This window comes from Psychrobacter sp. CCUG 69069, from assembly GCF_021023115.1.
Taxonomy (GTDB): domain Bacteria; phylum Pseudomonadota; class Gammaproteobacteria; order Pseudomonadales; family Moraxellaceae; genus Psychrobacter; species Psychrobacter namhaensis.
Genome location: NZ_QQAI01000020.1, coordinates 1 through 16,774, shown reverse-complemented (window position 1 = coordinate 16,774; position 16,774 = coordinate 1). Strand labels below are relative to the sequence as shown.

The 16,774-nt window shown below is 45.0% G+C and carries 16 protein-coding genes; 10 read left to right on the top strand and 6 right to left on the bottom strand.

Features of this window, described 5'->3' with window-relative positions:
- Positions 1 to 422: 422 nt before the first annotated feature.
- The 6 genes from DVY93_RS11045 (at position 423) to adk (ending at position 7,389) form a co-directional block, all read left to right on the top strand.
- Entirely contained in the window at positions 423 to 1,757 is a 1,335-nt protein-coding gene (locus DVY93_RS11045) for a hypothetical protein (RefSeq protein ID WP_230710810.1), read from the top strand.
- 226 nt (positions 1,758 to 1,983) lie between these two features.
- Positions 1,984 to 4,014, top strand: coding sequence for a heme lyase CcmF/NrfE family subunit (locus DVY93_RS11040; protein ID WP_230710808.1), 2,031 nt, complete (start codon positions 1,984 to 1,986; stop codon positions 4,012 to 4,014).
- Position 4,015: 1 nt separating this feature from the next.
- Entirely contained in the window at positions 4,016 to 4,675 is a 660-nt protein-coding gene (locus DVY93_RS11035) for a DsbE family thiol:disulfide interchange protein (protein WP_193004873.1), read from the top strand.
- Positions 4,672 to 5,238 carry a cytochrome c-type biogenesis protein gene (locus DVY93_RS11030; protein ID WP_193004872.1) on the top strand — a complete coding sequence of 189 codons (567 nt, stop codon included), beginning with the start codon at positions 4,672 to 4,674 and terminating at the stop codon, positions 5,236 to 5,238. The genes DVY93_RS11035 and DVY93_RS11030 overlap by 4 nt, the downstream gene beginning before the upstream one ends.
- On the top strand, positions 5,235 to 6,515 hold the full coding sequence (gene ccmI / locus DVY93_RS11025) for a c-type cytochrome biogenesis protein CcmI (RefSeq protein ID WP_230710806.1): 1,281 nt from the start codon (positions 5,235 to 5,237) through the stop codon (positions 6,513 to 6,515). Before DVY93_RS11030 ends, ccmI begins: the two co-directional genes overlap by 4 nt.
- 220 nt (positions 6,516 to 6,735) lie before the next feature.
- Positions 6,736 to 7,389 carry an adenylate kinase gene (gene adk, locus DVY93_RS11020; RefSeq protein ID WP_193004891.1) on the top strand — a complete coding sequence of 218 codons (654 nt, stop codon included), beginning with the start codon at positions 6,736 to 6,738 and terminating at the stop codon, positions 7,387 to 7,389.
- A 195-nt stretch (positions 7,390 to 7,584) separates the two neighbouring features.
- Here adk and secB read toward each other — a convergent pair whose 3' ends face one another.
- The 4 genes from secB to rsgA all read right to left on the bottom strand — a co-directional run bounded on the left by secB (position 7,585) and on the right by rsgA (position 10,444).
- Positions 7,585 to 8,037 carry a protein-export chaperone SecB gene (gene secB / locus DVY93_RS11015; RefSeq protein ID WP_193004870.1) on the bottom strand — a complete coding sequence of 151 codons (453 nt, stop codon included), beginning with the start codon at positions 8,035 to 8,037 and terminating at the stop codon, positions 7,585 to 7,587.
- Positions 8,038 to 8,205: 168 nt separating this feature from the next.
- On the bottom strand, positions 8,206 to 8,469 hold the full coding sequence (gene grxC, locus DVY93_RS11010) for a glutaredoxin 3 (RefSeq protein WP_021813631.1): 264 nt from the start codon (positions 8,467 to 8,469) through the stop codon (positions 8,206 to 8,208).
- Between the two features lie 288 nt (positions 8,470 to 8,757).
- Positions 8,758 to 9,213 (bottom strand): rhodanese-like domain-containing protein, encoded by a 456-nt coding sequence (locus tag DVY93_RS11005; RefSeq protein ID WP_230710804.1) that lies wholly within the window; start codon positions 9,211 to 9,213, stop codon positions 8,758 to 8,760.
- A 127-nt stretch (positions 9,214 to 9,340) separates the two neighbouring features.
- Positions 9,341 to 10,444, bottom strand: coding sequence for a ribosome small subunit-dependent GTPase A (gene rsgA, locus DVY93_RS11000; RefSeq protein ID WP_230710802.1), 1,104 nt, complete (start codon positions 10,442 to 10,444; stop codon positions 9,341 to 9,343).
- Positions 10,445 to 10,673: 229 nt separating this feature from the next.
- Between rsgA and orn the strand changes: the two genes are divergently transcribed.
- Complete coding sequence (gene orn, locus DVY93_RS10995) at positions 10,674 to 11,261, top strand: oligoribonuclease (protein ID WP_193004867.1); 588 nt, start codon at positions 10,674 to 10,676, stop codon at positions 11,259 to 11,261.
- A gap of 92 nt (positions 11,262 to 11,353) precedes the next feature.
- Here the strand turns inward: orn and DVY93_RS10990 are convergent, their stop codons facing one another.
- Positions 11,354 to 12,208 (bottom strand): UDP-2,3-diacylglucosamine diphosphatase, encoded by an 855-nt coding sequence (locus DVY93_RS10990; protein ID WP_230710800.1) that lies wholly within the window; start codon positions 12,206 to 12,208, stop codon positions 11,354 to 11,356.
- A gap of 46 nt (positions 12,209 to 12,254) precedes the next feature.
- A complete protein-coding gene (locus tag DVY93_RS10985) occupies positions 12,255 to 12,770 on the bottom strand; it encodes a peptidylprolyl isomerase (protein ID WP_058025915.1) in 516 nt (171 codons plus the stop codon).
- 304 nt (positions 12,771 to 13,074) lie between these two features.
- Between DVY93_RS10985 and DVY93_RS10980 the strand changes: the two genes are divergently transcribed.
- The 3 genes from DVY93_RS10980 to DVY93_RS10970 all read left to right on the top strand — a co-directional run bounded on the left by DVY93_RS10980 (position 13,075) and on the right by DVY93_RS10970 (position 16,593).
- Positions 13,075 to 14,814, top strand: coding sequence for a glutamine--tRNA ligase/YqeY domain fusion protein (locus DVY93_RS10980; protein ID WP_230710798.1), 1,740 nt, complete (start codon positions 13,075 to 13,077; stop codon positions 14,812 to 14,814).
- A gap of 148 nt (positions 14,815 to 14,962) precedes the next feature.
- Positions 14,963 to 15,721 carry a phospholipase D family protein gene (locus tag DVY93_RS10975; RefSeq protein WP_193004864.1) on the top strand — a complete coding sequence of 253 codons (759 nt, stop codon included), beginning with the start codon at positions 14,963 to 14,965 and terminating at the stop codon, positions 15,719 to 15,721.
- A 233-nt stretch (positions 15,722 to 15,954) separates the two neighbouring features.
- Positions 15,955 to 16,593 carry a peroxiredoxin gene (locus DVY93_RS10970; protein ID WP_230710796.1) on the top strand — a complete coding sequence of 213 codons (639 nt, stop codon included), beginning with the start codon at positions 15,955 to 15,957 and terminating at the stop codon, positions 16,591 to 16,593.
- The last annotated feature ends 181 nt before the right edge of the window (positions 16,594 to 16,774 follow it).

The window sequence follows — 16,774 nt, the reverse complement described above, 5'->3', positions numbered from 1 at the left end:
AGCGCGGTGAGCATAAAGGATAATGCAAAGGATTTCAATCACATAGGCAGATATTGGTTAAAATCACAACGCATCTCCCTATGTGCAAATATTTGCTGGAATTGAATGATAAATTATAACAGAACAAACGCGATATCGCAGTATTCAGCCGTTTATTTTATCGCTGTCATCAACTAAAGCGCTGATAGATTATGGTAATGCGTTTGCCAGAAAAGATAAGGGCTAAAACGTGTCACTCTAGTCACAACTTGCCTAGGGTCTACCTGTGCTAATGCATAGCAAGTGTGCTAAAATCAGGCGATTTATTTTATAGTTATTGTTTTATAAAAACAGTTATGGGCCGAGCGTGTTTTTCAGCGTTCTCATTTGCTAAGCATCTTTGATTAGCAACGACAATCAACCTGTCAGGGATAAGGTAAGTTATGGATGCAACTTCATTGTGGCAGACGATAGCTGAGCACCCAGAATTTTTTGCCATGCTAACCATTCCACCAGTGACAGCGTTTGTCACGTGGATACATGTGTGGATGGCGCTTAAAATGCTGTTTTATCCGATTAAGTTTTGGGGTGTGCGTATTCCAAACTTCCCGTTTTTTGGGTTGCCGGGTATTGGCTGGCAAGGAATCGTTCCACGCAAAGCGGGTAAAATATCAGGCGTTATCGTTGATCAGACATTGTCCAAACTCGGTTCGCTGGATGAGTTTTTTCAGGCCATGGAGCCTGAGCAGATGGCGATATTCATCACTGATACGGTTGATAAAAACCTTGAATTATTGATTGATGAGATCATGCTGGACCATTCGCCAGCGCTGTGGGGTAATTTGCCTTACGCCGTAAAACGTCGTGTCTATGCCCAAGCGCATCAAGAGTTGCCCAATATTATGCAATCTTTGGTGACTGATCTGACCTATCATGTCGAAGATTTGGTTGATATGCGTAAGATGATCGTTAATACGATGGAAAATGATCGTCGTCTGATGGTCAATATGTTTTTAAAAGTCGGTCAAAAAGAGATCAATTTTATTTGGCACATTAGCGCCCTAATTGGTTTGGTCTTCGGTATTATCCAGATGTTTATATTTTTGCTGGTGCCGCAGCATTGGACAGTGCCGTTTTTTGCCGCGATTTGGGGATTTCTCACCAATTGGATCGCAATTTGGATGGTGTTTAACCCCGTAGAGCCACGCTTTATTCCTTATGTGAAGTTTTTTACCGTACTGAGGCATTTTCCCTTTATCAAACCGCAGATGCCCCATATCGCGCAGTACCGTCTACAAGGCGGCTTTATGAAACGTCAAGAGGAGGTTTCTGAGGTTTTCGCTGAGATTGTTGTGAAGGACTTGGTGACGCTTGAAAACATCATGAATGAGATGATGTATGGTGAGCGTGCAACGCAAACGCGTGAGTTGATGAAATCACATTTATATAAAGTACTAGAGTCACCGGTGATTAGTACGACGTTGCGTGTAGGATTGGGACGCCGTGAGTACGGGCAGCTAAAAAACACCATTATTGACAAGTCTATCGTCGCAACGATGGTGCCCTTGCGTGATCCTGAGCTGAATGAAAGTCGTGCCAGCAAAATATTTGGTCTGTTTCGTGATCGGATACGGGCGCTGACGCCAACTGAGTTTCAAAACTTGTTACGTCCCGCTTTTCGTGAAGATGAAATGACCTTGATTGTTTTGGGCGGTTTGACGGGCTTTTTAGCAGGTTGGTTGCATCTGGTTTTGGTGTTTTTTCCCGCCATTCAATAATTACTAGGCTTTTATGTTCTTTATACACATCGCATACAGAGTGGATACAAAAACGTGACAAGTTGACGCTAATGTACTGTGCTGTAAGCGCCCCACGCTGCAATGGCGGATAGTGGTATCTATACAATAAATATCAGTAGTAATAAATAGGACGCTTTTGAGTGTCCTAAAATTCCAATCTATATCATAAACAATGACCATATTAAGGTAAACAAGGTTAGACCGTATGTTAATCACAGAATTGGGTTATTTTGCCTTGCTAGCCGCCTTTATACTGGCGATTTTGCAGGTGGTGTTACCAACCGTTGGCGTCATGCGTGACCACGTTGCTTGGCAGCGTCTAGCACCAAGTCTAGCGTGGGCGCAGTTTGCTGCGATGATCCTATCATTTGCCGCTCTGATGGCAGGCTTTTATTACAATGACTTTAGCCTGGTCTATGTCACTCAGCACTCCAATACGTTGTTGCCTTGGTACTATAAACTATCGGCGACTTGGGGTGGACATGAGGGGTCATTGCTGCTTTGGATGACCATTATGGCCACTTGGTGTGCGCTGGTCTCTTATTTTAGCCGTGGTCTACCATTGTCTATGCGTGCACGCGTGTTGGTGATTTTGGCAGGCGTACAGATGATGATGTTAGCGATGCTTATTTTTACCTCATCGCCATTTGACCGCACATTGCCCAATTTACCAGTTGATGGCGCGGATCTTAATCCTGTGTTGCAAGATTTTGGTTTGATTATCCATCCGCCTATGCTTTATATGGGTTATGTAGGGATGGTTGTGCCATTTGCTTTTTGTATGGCCGCTTTGTGGGAAGGTCGCTTGGATGCGGTATGGACACGCTGGTCGCGCCCGTGGGCGCTGGCGGCTTGGGGCTTTTTAACGGTTGGGATCGCGCTTGGCTCGTGGTGGGCCTACTATGAGCTTGGCTGGGGCGGTTGGTGGTTTTGGGATCCAGTAGAGAATGCTTCTTTGATGCCGTGGCTGGCGGGTACAGCGTTGCTACATTCGCTTGCGGTCACTGAAAAGCGCGGTGTATTTAAAGCGTGGACGATTATGCTGGCGATTTTTGCTTTTGCGCTCAGTCTGCTGGGTACGTTCCTTGTCCGTTCAGGCGTTATTACGTCGGTGCATTCGTTTGCCGCTGACCCAACGCGTGGCCTTGTCATTCTAATGATTCTTGGTGTGATCATTGGTGGTGGTTTGTTGATGTTTGCTGTGCGCGGCTGGCGATTGACGGTTGAGAGTCAATATCAGCTGATCTCACGTGAGTCGTTTTTAGTCATCAATAATGTCATCATTCTGATTTCGACGTTAGTTGTGTTACTCGGTACGCTCTATCCTATTATCGCCGATTCTTTTAATTTAGGACAGGTGTCTGTTGGCCCTCCTTACTTTAATGCCCTGTTTGTGCCACTGACATGGCTATTATTGGTAGCGATGGGGATGGGCTCTAATATTCGCTGGAAGAAAGACAGTCGACCGCTACTGGGTGCTGGTATGGTTATTGCGGTCAGTAGCCTCGTGTTAGCAGCGATTATCACGTATTTTGTCAGCCCGTCTGCGATGCTCAATATTGGTGTGACGTTAGCGGTCAGCTTTTGGGTGCTATTGTGGATGGCTGTTGATTTTAAAGACAAAACCAAAAACGCACCTAGCCGACTCAAAGGCCTACGCCAATTGCGTCTTAGCTATTGGGGGCAGCAGACTGCTCATATCGGTGTGATCATTGCGGTTATCGGCGTGGCGTTTACCACGACTTTGAGCATTGAGCGTGATGTGGCGCTGGCACCGAATGATAGCGTTCATGTTCAGGGTTATGATTTTGTCGTTAAAGGCTTTCGTGAAGTCAAAGGCAGTAACTTTGATGCCACCCAAGCTGAAGTAGAAATTAGCAAAGAGGGACAAGTGGTGACGACTTTGTACCCTGAAAAACGTAACTATATTATTAGCATGATGCCGATGACAGAAGCGGCCATCGACGCCAGTCTGATGCGTGATGTGTACGTAGCGCTTGGCGAACCTATCGCCGAAAATAGCAATGAATGGGCGTTCCGTATTTATGTCAAACCGCTGATTCGTTGGGTATGGCTGGGCGCGCTTATTATGGCCTTCGGTGCACTTTTGAGTATGCTTGACAATCGTTACCGTATGAAAAAAACTAAAGCGCCTGTGCAGATTGCTCCGAAGGAGTCAGGTGTTGGTAACACTGCTGATTTGGGCACGCCAGCCACAAAGACAGGGGGCAATTAATATGAGCACAGCAAATAATTCCTCTGATAAGAATGCTCAGCAAGCTCAAGTAAACCACCCTAAAACCGTCAACAAAAAACAGCTGAGATTATGGTTCTTAATCCCGCTGATTGTTTTTATCGGTTTTATGATCATGCTGTACATGCGGTTGGGTAAGCCGACGGACATCGTAACCAATACCGCGCTTGAGCGTCCCGTACCTGCGTTTGAGTTACCCCTACTGTCAGATACCAGTCGTATCATGACCAATGAGAATTTGCCCGATGAGCCGTTTTTGATGAACATTTGGGGCTCTTGGTGTCCCACTTGTATCATTGAGCATCCGTTTTTAATGCAGTTAGAGGAGCGCGGTGTCAATTTGGTGGGTGTCAATTACAAAGATGAGATTGGCGATGCGTTAGGATATTTGAACCGAGGTGGAGATCCGTTCTCGATGTCGATTCAGGATCTCTCGGGACAATTTGCTTTAGACTTGGGTTTGACAGGCGCGCCTGAAACTTTCATCGTCGATGGTGAGGGCATCATTCGTCAGCACATTATCGGTGAGATTAATGAGAGCAACTGGCAAAGTCGTATTGCACCTTGCTTGATGGTACTCAATGAGGCCAATAACAATGGCGTCAGTCCAGATCCGAGTCAGGTTGCGGAGGCGTGTAAATGATAACCAATCAAATAAAGGCCGTTATGATCAAGGTCGCGGGCCTATTGATCGCTTGTCTACTGAGTGTGGCAAGCTATGCTGCAATTGAGGTTTATGATTTTGACTCTGTGCAGCAAGAAGCCCAGTATCGCGGTCTCATTGAAGAGCTGCGCTGCCCAAAATGCCAAAACCAAAACCTTGCAGGATCTGACGCGCCGATCGCGCAAGATCTCAAGCAAAAAACCTATAACATGGTAAAAGACGGCCGTAGTGATGGCGAGATTCGCGCTTATATGCAGGAGCGTTACGGTGATTTTATCAGTTATAAGCCGCCCGTTCGCCCCTCTACGTGGATCTTATGGTTTTTCCCGCCATTACTACTCATCATATTGCTGATTGGTTGGTTTTGGCAAAGTAAACGACGTCAGCTCGTTGCAAGTGGCGAGAGTGGGGTAAAGGTAGACAGTACCACAGCGGCGGCACTGTCTGTTGCTGAAAAAGCCGAACTTGATCGCCTATTATCACGTGCTGATAACCATGAAAAAAGTGATCATGACAACACAAGTTTTGAGGACAAAAAATGACCCTATTTTCTACTGTTGGCTTATTTATTGCCCTAAGCTTATTTATCGCCTTAGTACTTGCCGTCATTACCATCATGCCGTGGCTGCGAGCCTCGCGTACGCAACATAGACCTGTGGACAATCAGCTGTTAGATATTAACGTTGCTGTGTTCCGCGAGCGTCTGGCAGAACTGAAAACAGATAAAGACAGTGGGGTTATTGATGACAGCCACTATCAAAATCAAAAACTTGAGCTGGAGCGTCAGCTGTTAGATGCACAGCGCGACGTCACACCCATGGTTACCCCTGGGATTAAGAGTCGACTGATTATCATGGTTTGGGTGCCTGTACTGGCTGCCATGGCTTATTTGATGGTGGGTGATCGTACCCCTGTGTTTGAGCTGTGGGCCGCCGAGGACAAAGTGGGTCAAGTGGCTGATGATCTATTGACGGGCAAAATCGATCAGCCACCAGCGTGGGCAATCGAAGATGGTCAACAGCTTATTAGTGCCATGCAGACCAATGTCTATCGTCATGCCGATGATCCTAATCGCTGGATGCGTTTATCGGAGCTGTTTTTATCGTTAGAAGCGACAGATTCGGCACTAGAAGCCTTGTCACGTGCGTATCGTTTATCACCTGATAACGAAGAAATCGCAACCACCTACGCCCAGATTAGCTTCTTTGCTAATAAAGGTCAGTTAGATGCCAATAGCCGCCGCGTGCTGCAAGACGTATTGGCCAAAAATCCAGAGCATGAGGGCGCGCAAATGCTGATGGCAATGGGTGAGGCGCGTAGCAGTAACTTTGATCAAGCACAAGGCTGGATTAAGCGCTTACGTGACAGCATTGCCGCCAAGCCGGGTGACCATACTCAAGCGCTGGCAAGTTTAGATGAGTTAAGTGCCAATGTGACGGCTCAGCAGCAACAAGCGTCTGAAGGCGTTGAGGTGACCGTAAAAATTAACGCGAGCCTCCTGCCTTTGGTCAAGGCTGATGATGTGTTATTTGTAGCGATACGTGATGTTAACGGTGGTCCACCATTTGCAGCCAAACGTTTGCCGATTAGCGTTATTAAGCAAGGCGAAGCGGTGGTTAGCCTCAGTGATCTTGATGCTATGATGCCATCGCGTACGCTGCAGTCTGCTCGAGCCGATAAAGTTCAGTTGGCAGTTGTTGCTCGCATCAGTCACAGCGGCACTGCCAGTGCCGAGTCAGGCGATCTATCAGGCAATCCTGTGGTGATTAGCGCTGACCAAGATCAGGCTAATGTAGAAATCAATCAGCAAATACCATAGTATATTTGCTTGTCTTTATCCATCCTACCATGTAATGCCATTGCCCAAGAAAACAGCGTGCAATGGCGTTATATGAACAGATAAGTCATGGCAACTTATCACAGCAATAATGAAAATACTTGAGGTTTGCAAAGCCACAAGGTAAGGTAGCTTAGCAAACAACCAATCCCTAAGTTTTATTAGTCCCAAAATCCTATCTATTAAGGAGAGTCGTGTAATGATGCGTATTATTTTGCTAGGTCCACCAGGCGCCGGTAAAGGTACTCAAGCCCAGTTTATTTCTAAAGAATATGATATCCCGCAGATCTCAACTGGCGATATGCTGCGTGCAGCAATCAAAGAAGGCAGCGAGCTTGGCAAAAAAGCCAAAGACATCATGAATGCCGGTGGTTTGGTTTCTGACGACCTCATTATTAACCTAGTGAAAGAACGTATCGCTAAGCCTGATTGCGCTAATGGTTGTATTTTTGATGGTTTTCCACGTACTATTCCGCAAGCGCAAGCACTGGCAGATGCTGACGTTGCCATTGATCATGTGATTGAAATTAGCGTCCCAGATGATGAAATCGTTAAGCGTCTATCGGGTCGTCGCCAGCATCCAGGCTCAGGTCGCGTGTATCACATTGACCATAACCCATCTAAGGTCGATGGTATCGATGATGTGACTGGTGAACCGCTGATCCAGCGTGAAGATGACAAAGAATCTACGATCCGTGAGCGTTTGGCCACTTATCATGAGCAGACCTCAGCGTTGGTTGGTTTTTATCAAGATAAAGCCAAAAAAGACGATGATGCCCCTACTTATAATAAGTTTGATGGCACACAAGGAATAGAGGACGTTAAGCAGCAAATTCTGTCCGCGTTAAAAGGCTAATTGTCGATCATTCAATTTGAATAATCGATAGAGCTGTTGAAGACCCTGCTAATTGGCAGGGTTTTTTAATGGCTAATAACAAGTAAGACTATCTGTAAAGGAAGATAATAAACGCCACGTATAAAAAAGCCGCCTACTGATGATCAGTAAGCGGCTTTCAAATACAGACGCGTTAACGCTTAACCAAGACAACCCTTATGCGTTACCTTGAGCATCAACTTGCGCTTGCTGTTGGCTTTGTGCGTAAGCTTGATCAAAGTTCACAGGCGCTAACAATAGCTGCGGGAAGCTACCACGCGTCACGATGTCGCTGATGACTTCACGAGCATAGGGGAATAATACGTTAGGGCAATATGCGCCTAAGATTTGACCAATTTGATCTTCAGGAATATCTTTTAGCAAAAAAATACCTGCCTGATGAACTTCGGCGATAAACGCGGCTTCATCAGCGTTTTTAGCACTCACGCTCACAGTCAAAATGATTTGATAATGATCATCGTCAAGTTTTTCAGCATTGCTAGACAGATTGATATCAAGCTCTGGATTCCACTCTTTGGTGAATACGCCAGCGCCTGGGACTTCAAGTGACATATCTTTTACATAAATACGCTCTAACGCCAACTGTGGTTGTGCTTGTTCTTCAGCCATGATAATTCCTTTAAAGTTAGATCAAATGATTGGACAAACTGTCATTATATAAAACAGCATTGTAATACAAATCGAGAGGGTATCTCGACGATTTTTATCGGTAACTCTTATCTTTGCCTCTGTCTTTTATGAAAAAAGTAAAGACAGACGGCACAGAAAAACGGCTACTTAACCTGCTAATAGCTCGTCAAGTTTGCCTTGTTGGTTCATTTGATTGAGCTCATCAAAACCACCGACGAAGGTCTCGCCGACAAAGATCTGTGGCACAGTGCGATAGTTATTGGTTTTTTTCATAAGCGCCTGGCGCTCTTCGCTGCTCATGTCATGCATACCAATTTCTTCATAATCAACGCCTTTGGTTTTTAGCAGTTGTTTGGCATTTGAGCAATATGGGCAGATAGGGGTGGTATAGACTTTAACAGATACAGTCATGATAAATCCTTATTATAAGTGTAGGCGGTAACCGTTTTATTATAAAAAGTATTATAAATAATTATTCGATAAAAACTCTTATAATCCGTTACCAACCAATGAATTGAAAAGATATTTGGTGACGCTCATTATTAAAGTGGGGATGAGCGTTATAAATTCAAGCTGCCCCAATATAAAAGGCTGGACAGTATCACAAATGCTACATAAAAAAAGACACCTCTTCAGAGGTGTCTTTTTGGGCGCCTGTATGCATCGGACATCAATTAACACAGGCTGAGTACTTATTAACTATTTATGTAGGCTTGGCTTCGCTTTGCCTTTTTTCTTAGGCACAGTATCTTTTAACCCAACCAATGGCATGCCAGCGCCTTGCCAGCCGCCAATACCGCCCTCTAATCGATAGACACTGTCTTTACCGATCATCTGAATGGCAGCGCCTGCTTGGACACCCATGTCGCAGATAATAATCACTGGCTGTTCAATCGCGCGGATTTCTTCGATGCGGTCTTTTAGCTCAGTGAAAGGTATGTTGCGGCTGCCTTGGATATACCCTGATTCAAACTTCTTTTTGGCGCGAATATCGATTAGCTGCGCATTTTGCGAGTTAACCATCATACCAAGGGTGTTGGGCGATATTTTTCTGCCACTACGTTTGTTTTCAATGGTAAAAAACAGCACGGCAAGTACGGCCAATATACCAAATAAAAACGGGTGGTTGCCCACAAATTCCAGCGCACGATCCAAACCATACCTCCAAAAAAATAAGTGTTCTACTAGGCTGAGAAGACAGCCTAAGGATATTGAACAAGGCGCTATTATACCGATTAGACTGCCTATAGTAAATGTGCGATGGTCAACCTATATTGAACGATTAATAAGGCTTGGTATCAGCCTCTTCTCTTAACGTGACAAGGTTTTCAACACGGCGTTGTAACACCTCGCCATCAGCCACCGCTTGCCATAACGCGCAGCCTTTGCTGTTGTGAGTGTGGCGACAGTCGCGGAACTGACAGTCACCCGCCAGTGGCGCAAGCTCAACAAAGCCTGAGATGATGTCATCAGGGGACAAATGCCAAATGCCGTATTCCCGAATACCGGGTGTATCGACAATGCCGCCTTGTGTTAAGTCAGCTGGATTGAATGGCAGCAATCGGCTGGTCGTCGTGGTGTGCTGCCCAAGCTGGGAGTTTTCTGAGATAACATTCACGCTTTGACCAGAGTCTGGCAACAGCGCATTGATTAAGCTGCTTTTACCAACGCCCGATTGTCCAGCAAAGATCACCAGTTTCTTATCTATGTAATGTTTTAGCTCATCAAGCCCTTCTTGTTCATTGCTATTAGCGATGTTTTCAGGACAGTCAACTGAGGTTAGGACGCTCTCATAACCAAGTGCCGCATATTGTGCCAATAACTCACTGGTATCGACGCCGTTTTCTTGTGCTAGTAAATCGGCTTTATTGAGTACCAACAGTGGTTTTACGCCCGCATGATGACACACGACTAAGTAGCGATCTATGAGCGTGGGAGCTGCTGCTGGCAATGGTGCAAACACAATGGCGAGAATATCGACATTGGCGGCGACAGGTTTGAGCTTATGATAACGATCGGGACGTGAAACAAGAGAGGTGCGCGGTTTGACAGATTCGATACGTCCAAACCCCGTATTAGAGTCGGCGCTCCAGCGCACTTGATCGCCAGCGGCCAGCATCGGCAAATTGGTACGCACATGACAGCGCCAAATATCGCCAAGCTCGAGTGTCTGCCAAAATGGCTCAGGATCATCGGGCGCAACCTCCGGTTTTTCTGGTATTACGGCGGGCAAACTGGTGACTTGTACCTCTAATTGTTTGCCATAGTGCGCCATGACCACGCCATCCATCAAACTGTCATCGATGCTGTCTTGACTTGCCAGCTGCTGTTTATCAATGCGACGAATCTGTTGTTTAGTCAGTTTGCGTTGCCGAATTAATGCCATGGGTTTTTGACCTATTAGAAAAATATTGCTAAGTGTAGCGTGAAAATTTGCTAACATACAGCCTAAAGCGCCTGCGCCAGACAGTGGTTTTGTAATCATTTGGTTTTTCCACTTACTGCCAACAGGCAGGCGCTCAGCAATGTTGACTGAATATTGCCTTCTATATCTGATTTATATAACGAAAATTATTTCAAAGTTGTTTTAAACTTTATTGCACATAGGATATTTTATGACTACCGGTGACCACCCCAACAAGATTAAAATTAAAAATCAAGGTAAAAAAGGGCTGGTCTGGATTGATCTAGAAATGACTGGCCTTGATACTTTACATGATGAGATTATCGAGATTGCGACCGTTGTCACTGACGAGGATTTAAACGTGCTTGCTGAAGGGCCAGTATTTGCGATAAAAGTATCGGATCAAGTCTTAAATAAAATGGATGATTGGAACACCAAGCAGCATGGACAGTCAGGATTGGTGGATCGCGTGCGCCGTAGTACCGTGACATTGGCAGAAGCGGAAGCTGAGACGATTAAATTTTTAAACAAGTGGGTCGATAGTGGCAAGTCGCCTATGTGTGGTAATTCCATCTGTCAAGATCGTCGATTTATGGCGCGGCAAATGCCTGAACTGGAAAAATTCTTCCATTATCGCAACCTTGATGTCTCATCGATTAAGGAGCTTTGCTTCCGCTGGCGCCCTGATATTTTGAGAAATTTTGAAAAAGGGGGCAGTCATTTAGCCTTAGATGACATTCGTGATTCTATCCGTGAGCTCAAGCACTATCGTCAGCATTTCTTTCAATTAATGCCTTAAAGCAAGCCGATTCAAAAATATAAAATAATTAAAAAAGGGTCTGTTGACGTCAACAGACCCTTTTTGTTTTTAAGCTAGATTCAACGATAAAATCAAACAAGCATTGTAAATTCAAACAATTCAAACTCAGCATCATTACTACTAAAACTGTCATTTGAATGCTCGTCATTTGTGACTGCACCAATCACCGCGCTCACTTTTGACTGGCGTTTGTTTTCATCTAACAGTCGCCAATCGCCAAGCACGTAGCGTTTTTTATCACTCGTGGCTTGATGGATATTCGGACGATGAGTGTGCCCGTGTAATAAGGCGTCGCTAGCAGTGAGTGCTTGATGCACGGCCTCATCATTCACATCCATGATGTAAGCGGCTTTATTGGCATTGTTCTGTTGGCTTTTTTGACGCATGTTCTCCGCGATAGCCAAACGTTTTTCTAGCGGTTTGTTGAGTAGATACCACTGAGTCAGTCGATGACGCATGATTTTACGAAAAAACTGATACTTTTTATCATCAGTACATAATGCGTCACCGTGCTCTAGACGATAGCGCTGCTGACCGATAGTCAAGGCGTACGGCTCTTCGATAAGTTCGCCGCCGAACAGATTACAAAATGGTTGTCCCAATAAAAAATCACGGTTGCCGTGCATCACTAAAATCTCGCAGCCATTGATGCGTAGCTGTTTGAGTTTGGAGATTAGGGGCGTTAGCCAATGTAGCGCTTGCTCATTTTCTGATAACGATAGGTAAACATCATCACCCAGCCATACCTCAAACCAATCGCCTAAAATAAATAGGCACTTGAGAGCTGGCAGGGCAAGGCAGTCATCAAGCAGCGCCAAAAAAGCCTGCACTAAGGCAGGCTCCTGAGGCGATAAATGCAAATCGCTAATCAATACTTGCCGCACTTGATGAGGGCGGGTCGTGATTAAATGATTAAAACGTTGCATTTATCTGTATCCTTGTCGATTAGGCCGCACGATTACTTAGCCGCCATTATTGAGTGATAATGGTTGCTGAGTTGATGACGACAGGCTCTTTTGGCACATCAGCATGCATACCAAAACGACCCGTTGGGACGCCTTTCATTTTTTCGATCACATCCATACCGCTTGTGACTTTACCAAATACCGTATAACCCCAACCTTGCATATTTTTTCCAGAGTGGTTTAGGAAATCGTTGTCTTTGACGTTAATGAAAAACTGGCTAGTCGCTGAATGCGGATCTTGCGTACGCGCCATTGCGATGGTGCCTTTGTCATTTTTTAGACCATTGTCCGCTTCGTTCTCAATTGGCGCATTGGTTGGTTTTTCATTCATCTCAGCATCCATGCCGCCGCCTTGAATCATGAAACCATCAATGATGCGATGGAAAATTGTACCGTCATACTGACCAGATTTTACGTAGTTCAAAAAGTTTTCTACGGTTTTTGGGGCTTTTTCTTCGTTGAGTTCGATAACGATCGCACCCATATTGGTGTCAAGTTCTACTACTGGTGGCATGTCTACCATGTCATATTCCTTTTTGGTTGCAGCGCCTCAAATGACGCTGTCAAGTGGTGGTTAAAAGTTGGGGGTTAAAAAGTTACGAGTAGTCTAACGGCTTTTTTATCCCGTGTCATGTATCAGGCTGTTAATGCGTTTGCGAAACCTGATAGAATAACGCAACTTTACCCATTTTTGACAAATTTTGATAATGCGGTCGCACTATCTGAGTTTTTATATCCCAATTTATTTTAATACTTTAGTTTGAATGTTTTATGATGCGTGATGGTACGCACCATGGACTGACAATTTGCGTTAGGAGCAATGCCCGATGAGTGAGCACTCAAGCAACAATGCACAAAAAGACGAACAAAAAAACGATTTTATTCGTAATATCATTCGTGACGATGTCAATGCGCAAAAGTATCAGCAAATTGTGACACGCTTTCCACCTGAACCAAATGGCTACTTGCACTTAGGTCACGTAAAGTCTATCTGCCTAAACTTTGGTGTGGCAGAAGAGTTTGGCGGTGTGTGCAACCTGCGTTTTGATGACACCAACCCAACCGCAGAAAAGCAAGATTACATCGATAACATCAAAAATGATGTAGAGTGGCTGGGTTTTGAGTGGGCCGGAGAAGCGCAGCATGCCTCAGGCTATTTTGATCAGTTGTACGCATGGTCAGTACAACTCATTGAGCAAGGCGACGCTTATGTTGATCTGCAAACGCCTGAGCAGATCCGCGATAATCGTGGTTCTTTTAATGAAGTGGGTACGCCTTCACTATATCGTGATGCCAGTATCGCAGAAAACCTGCAGCGTTATAATGACATGAAAGCGGGTCAATATGCAGAAGGCACGGCGGTTTTACGTGCCAAGATCGATATGGCAAGTCCCAACATGAACTTGCGTGATCCTGTGATCTACCGCGTCATGCATCAAGCGCATCATCAAACGGGTGATAAATGGTGTATCTACCCAATGTATGACTTCGCTCATCCGCTCTCTGATGCAATCGAAGGGATTACCCATTCGTTGTGTACGCTGGAGTTTGCTGACCACCGTCCGTTTTATGATTGGATTGTTGAAAAAATCGGCTTTGACGTAGCGCCGCATCAGTACGAATTTAGCCGCTTAAACGTCGATCATACGTTGACCAGTAAGCGTAAGCTTAAGCAATTGGTCGATGAAGGGATCGTCAGCGGTTGGGATGATCCACGTATGCCGACCATCGCTGGCATGCGACGCCGCGGCTATACACCAGAGGGCTTACGTGATTTTTGTGAGCGTGTTGGTGTAACCAAAGCGGATAGTGTGGTTGACTTTCGTTTACTAGAATTTAGCGTTCGTCAGTCGTTAGAGACCACCACGGCACGCGGCATGGCAGTGCTTAAGCCTTTAAAGGTGACGATTACCAACTTTAGCGATGCAGTAAGCAGTTGGGAGTCGCAAAAGGCCGACAGCGTCAATGCGCGCTTTGATGAGGCGACGCAAACTTTATGGTTAACCCAGCCCAATCATCCGAATGTCGATATGGGTGAGCGTGAAATCCCGTTTACTGAGACCTTATACATCGATCAAGGGGATTATGAGATAGAGCCGCCAGCGGGTTATAAGCGTCTATCGCCTGAAAAACCAGAGATCCGCCTGCGCAATACTTATGTGTTGGCCGTGACCGAACATGTTACCGATGATAGCGGTAACGTCATCGAGTTAAAAGCGACCATAGATCCAGCTACTTTGGGTAATAATCCTGAGGGACGTAAGGTCAAAGGGGTGATCCATTGGGTTTCAGCCAGTCAAGGTATACCAGCAACCGTACGCATGTATGAACAGCTATTTAGTGTCGAAGACCCAAGTAGTGTGAGCGATGTACATCAAGCGTTAAATTCCAATTCGTTAACCGAGCTAAACGCGGTGGTTGAGCCATCCTTAGCCAATGCGGATGCTGGCACGCGTTTCCAGTTTGAGCGTGAAGGTTACTTCATCTCTGATAGCGAAGATCACACAAGTGAAAAGCCCGTGTTCAATCAAATCGTCAGCTTACGCGACAGCTATAAACCTGCTTAGTCGATCAGTAACCGCGCGGCTTACGTTTATTTTTAAGGCAATACTGAACAATAGTAGTTTGCAATCTGGCCCATTTCTAGTACGCTAGGGATGGGCTTTTTTATGAAAGATTGTAAAGTTGTTGAGAGTAAGACGTGAGGAAATGACAATGGCAAAATTTTTAAACAGCAGTGGGACGACTTATCATTTAGAGGAGTTGATTAAAAATGCTTCTGACAGGTTGATTATTATTAGCCCATATTTAAAGCTCAATGAGCGTATTAAAGAGTTACTAGAAGACCGTAATCGTTTAAAAATTGATATTCGAATCGTCTATGGTAAGAATGATCTACACCCTGAAGAAATAAACTGGCTGAAAAATTTAACCTTTATTCGCACCAGCTTTTGCAAAAACTTGCATGCTAAATGCTATCTAAATGAAAATGAATGCATCATTACCAGTTTGAACCTTTATGAATTTAGTCAGGTTAATAATAACGAGATGGGCGTACTGATTTACCGTAACGAAGACGCTAAACTTTATGCCGATACCTATGAGGAAGCGCAACGCATTATTCGTATCAGTGATGAAGTGCGAATGTCTCTTGAAAAAGTGACCGAGTCCGATAGCACGACTGAGCACCAAACGGATTCCAGTCGTAAAACAGTGAATACTAACTCCAATGCGACCATCACGCCCAGTGCAGAAGCGGTGACTCCCAATTATTCTAAACTGACGACTGCTAAGCTTGCTAAAGAGCGAGGCTTTAAGACGCAAGAGTTAAACGATAAGCTGCTTGCAGCGGGTTATTTGGAAACACAAGAAGGTGAATTGGTGTTAACCGATGCTGGACGTGCGGCTGGTGGTACAAGTAAGCGCGGTAAGTTCGGCGAGTTTTGCCTGTGGGATTCTGGTATGGTGATTTAGCACGCTCCTTAGATACTACTGAGTTTTTCACGCACAATTTACTTAGTGGTTTATGGAATAATCGCATTACAATCCGTCACAAGACATTCATAATCAGTTTGTTAATATAAAATCAGTTTTTGATGATGTGTCTTGCGTTATCTGTGATAACTGAGCACGTCAATGATACTAATAGAGCGCATGTATACCTTTGGATATCAGTGCTCATCACTAACCTAGCTAAGGAATTAAGCATGGCACATTTACGTTTAGGTGATACCGCACCAAATTTTGACGCTGCAACCACCGAGGGTGATATCAACTTCCACGATTGGGCAGGTGATCATTGGGTGGTTTTTTTCTCCCATCCAGCAGATTTTACCCCAGTATGTACCACTGAGCTTGGCCGTGCTGCGGCGCTCAATGGCGAGTTCCAAAAGCGTAATGTTAAGCCAATCTGTATTTCTGTCGATAGCTTAGAAGACCACAAAGCGTGGGCGAGCGATATCGGTGAGACGCAAGGGACAGACATGAACTTCCCAATCATTGCAGACCCCAATAAAGAAGTCGCTGAGCTGTATGATATGATGCACCCGAACGCAGACAGCACGCATACAGTGCGCAGTGTCTTTATTATTGATCCAAATAAGAAAATTCGTCTAACGCTGACGTATCCTGCTAGCTGTGGTCGTAACTTTGATGAAATCATCCGCGTTATTGATGCGCTACAGCTGTCTGACGAATATAATGTCGCAACGCCAGTGGACTGGAAAGAAGGCGATGACGTTATCATCCCACCAAGTGTCAAAAACGAAGAAATCGCTGCCAAATACCCTAAGGGTCACAAAGAAGTCAAGCCTTACCTGCGTACGACACCTGCCCCTAATAAGTAAACTGGCTACGCGCTTGATTATCAATCAAAATATAAAGCCCTATAACGGAAGGTTTGAACTGACCCCCATAAGTTGGACACAACTTATGGGGTATTTTTATGCGTTACGATCTGGACTTTAAGCTCAAAGTCATATCATACTATCGGCAAGGACATACCGGAGTCGCAACAGCAAAGAAGTT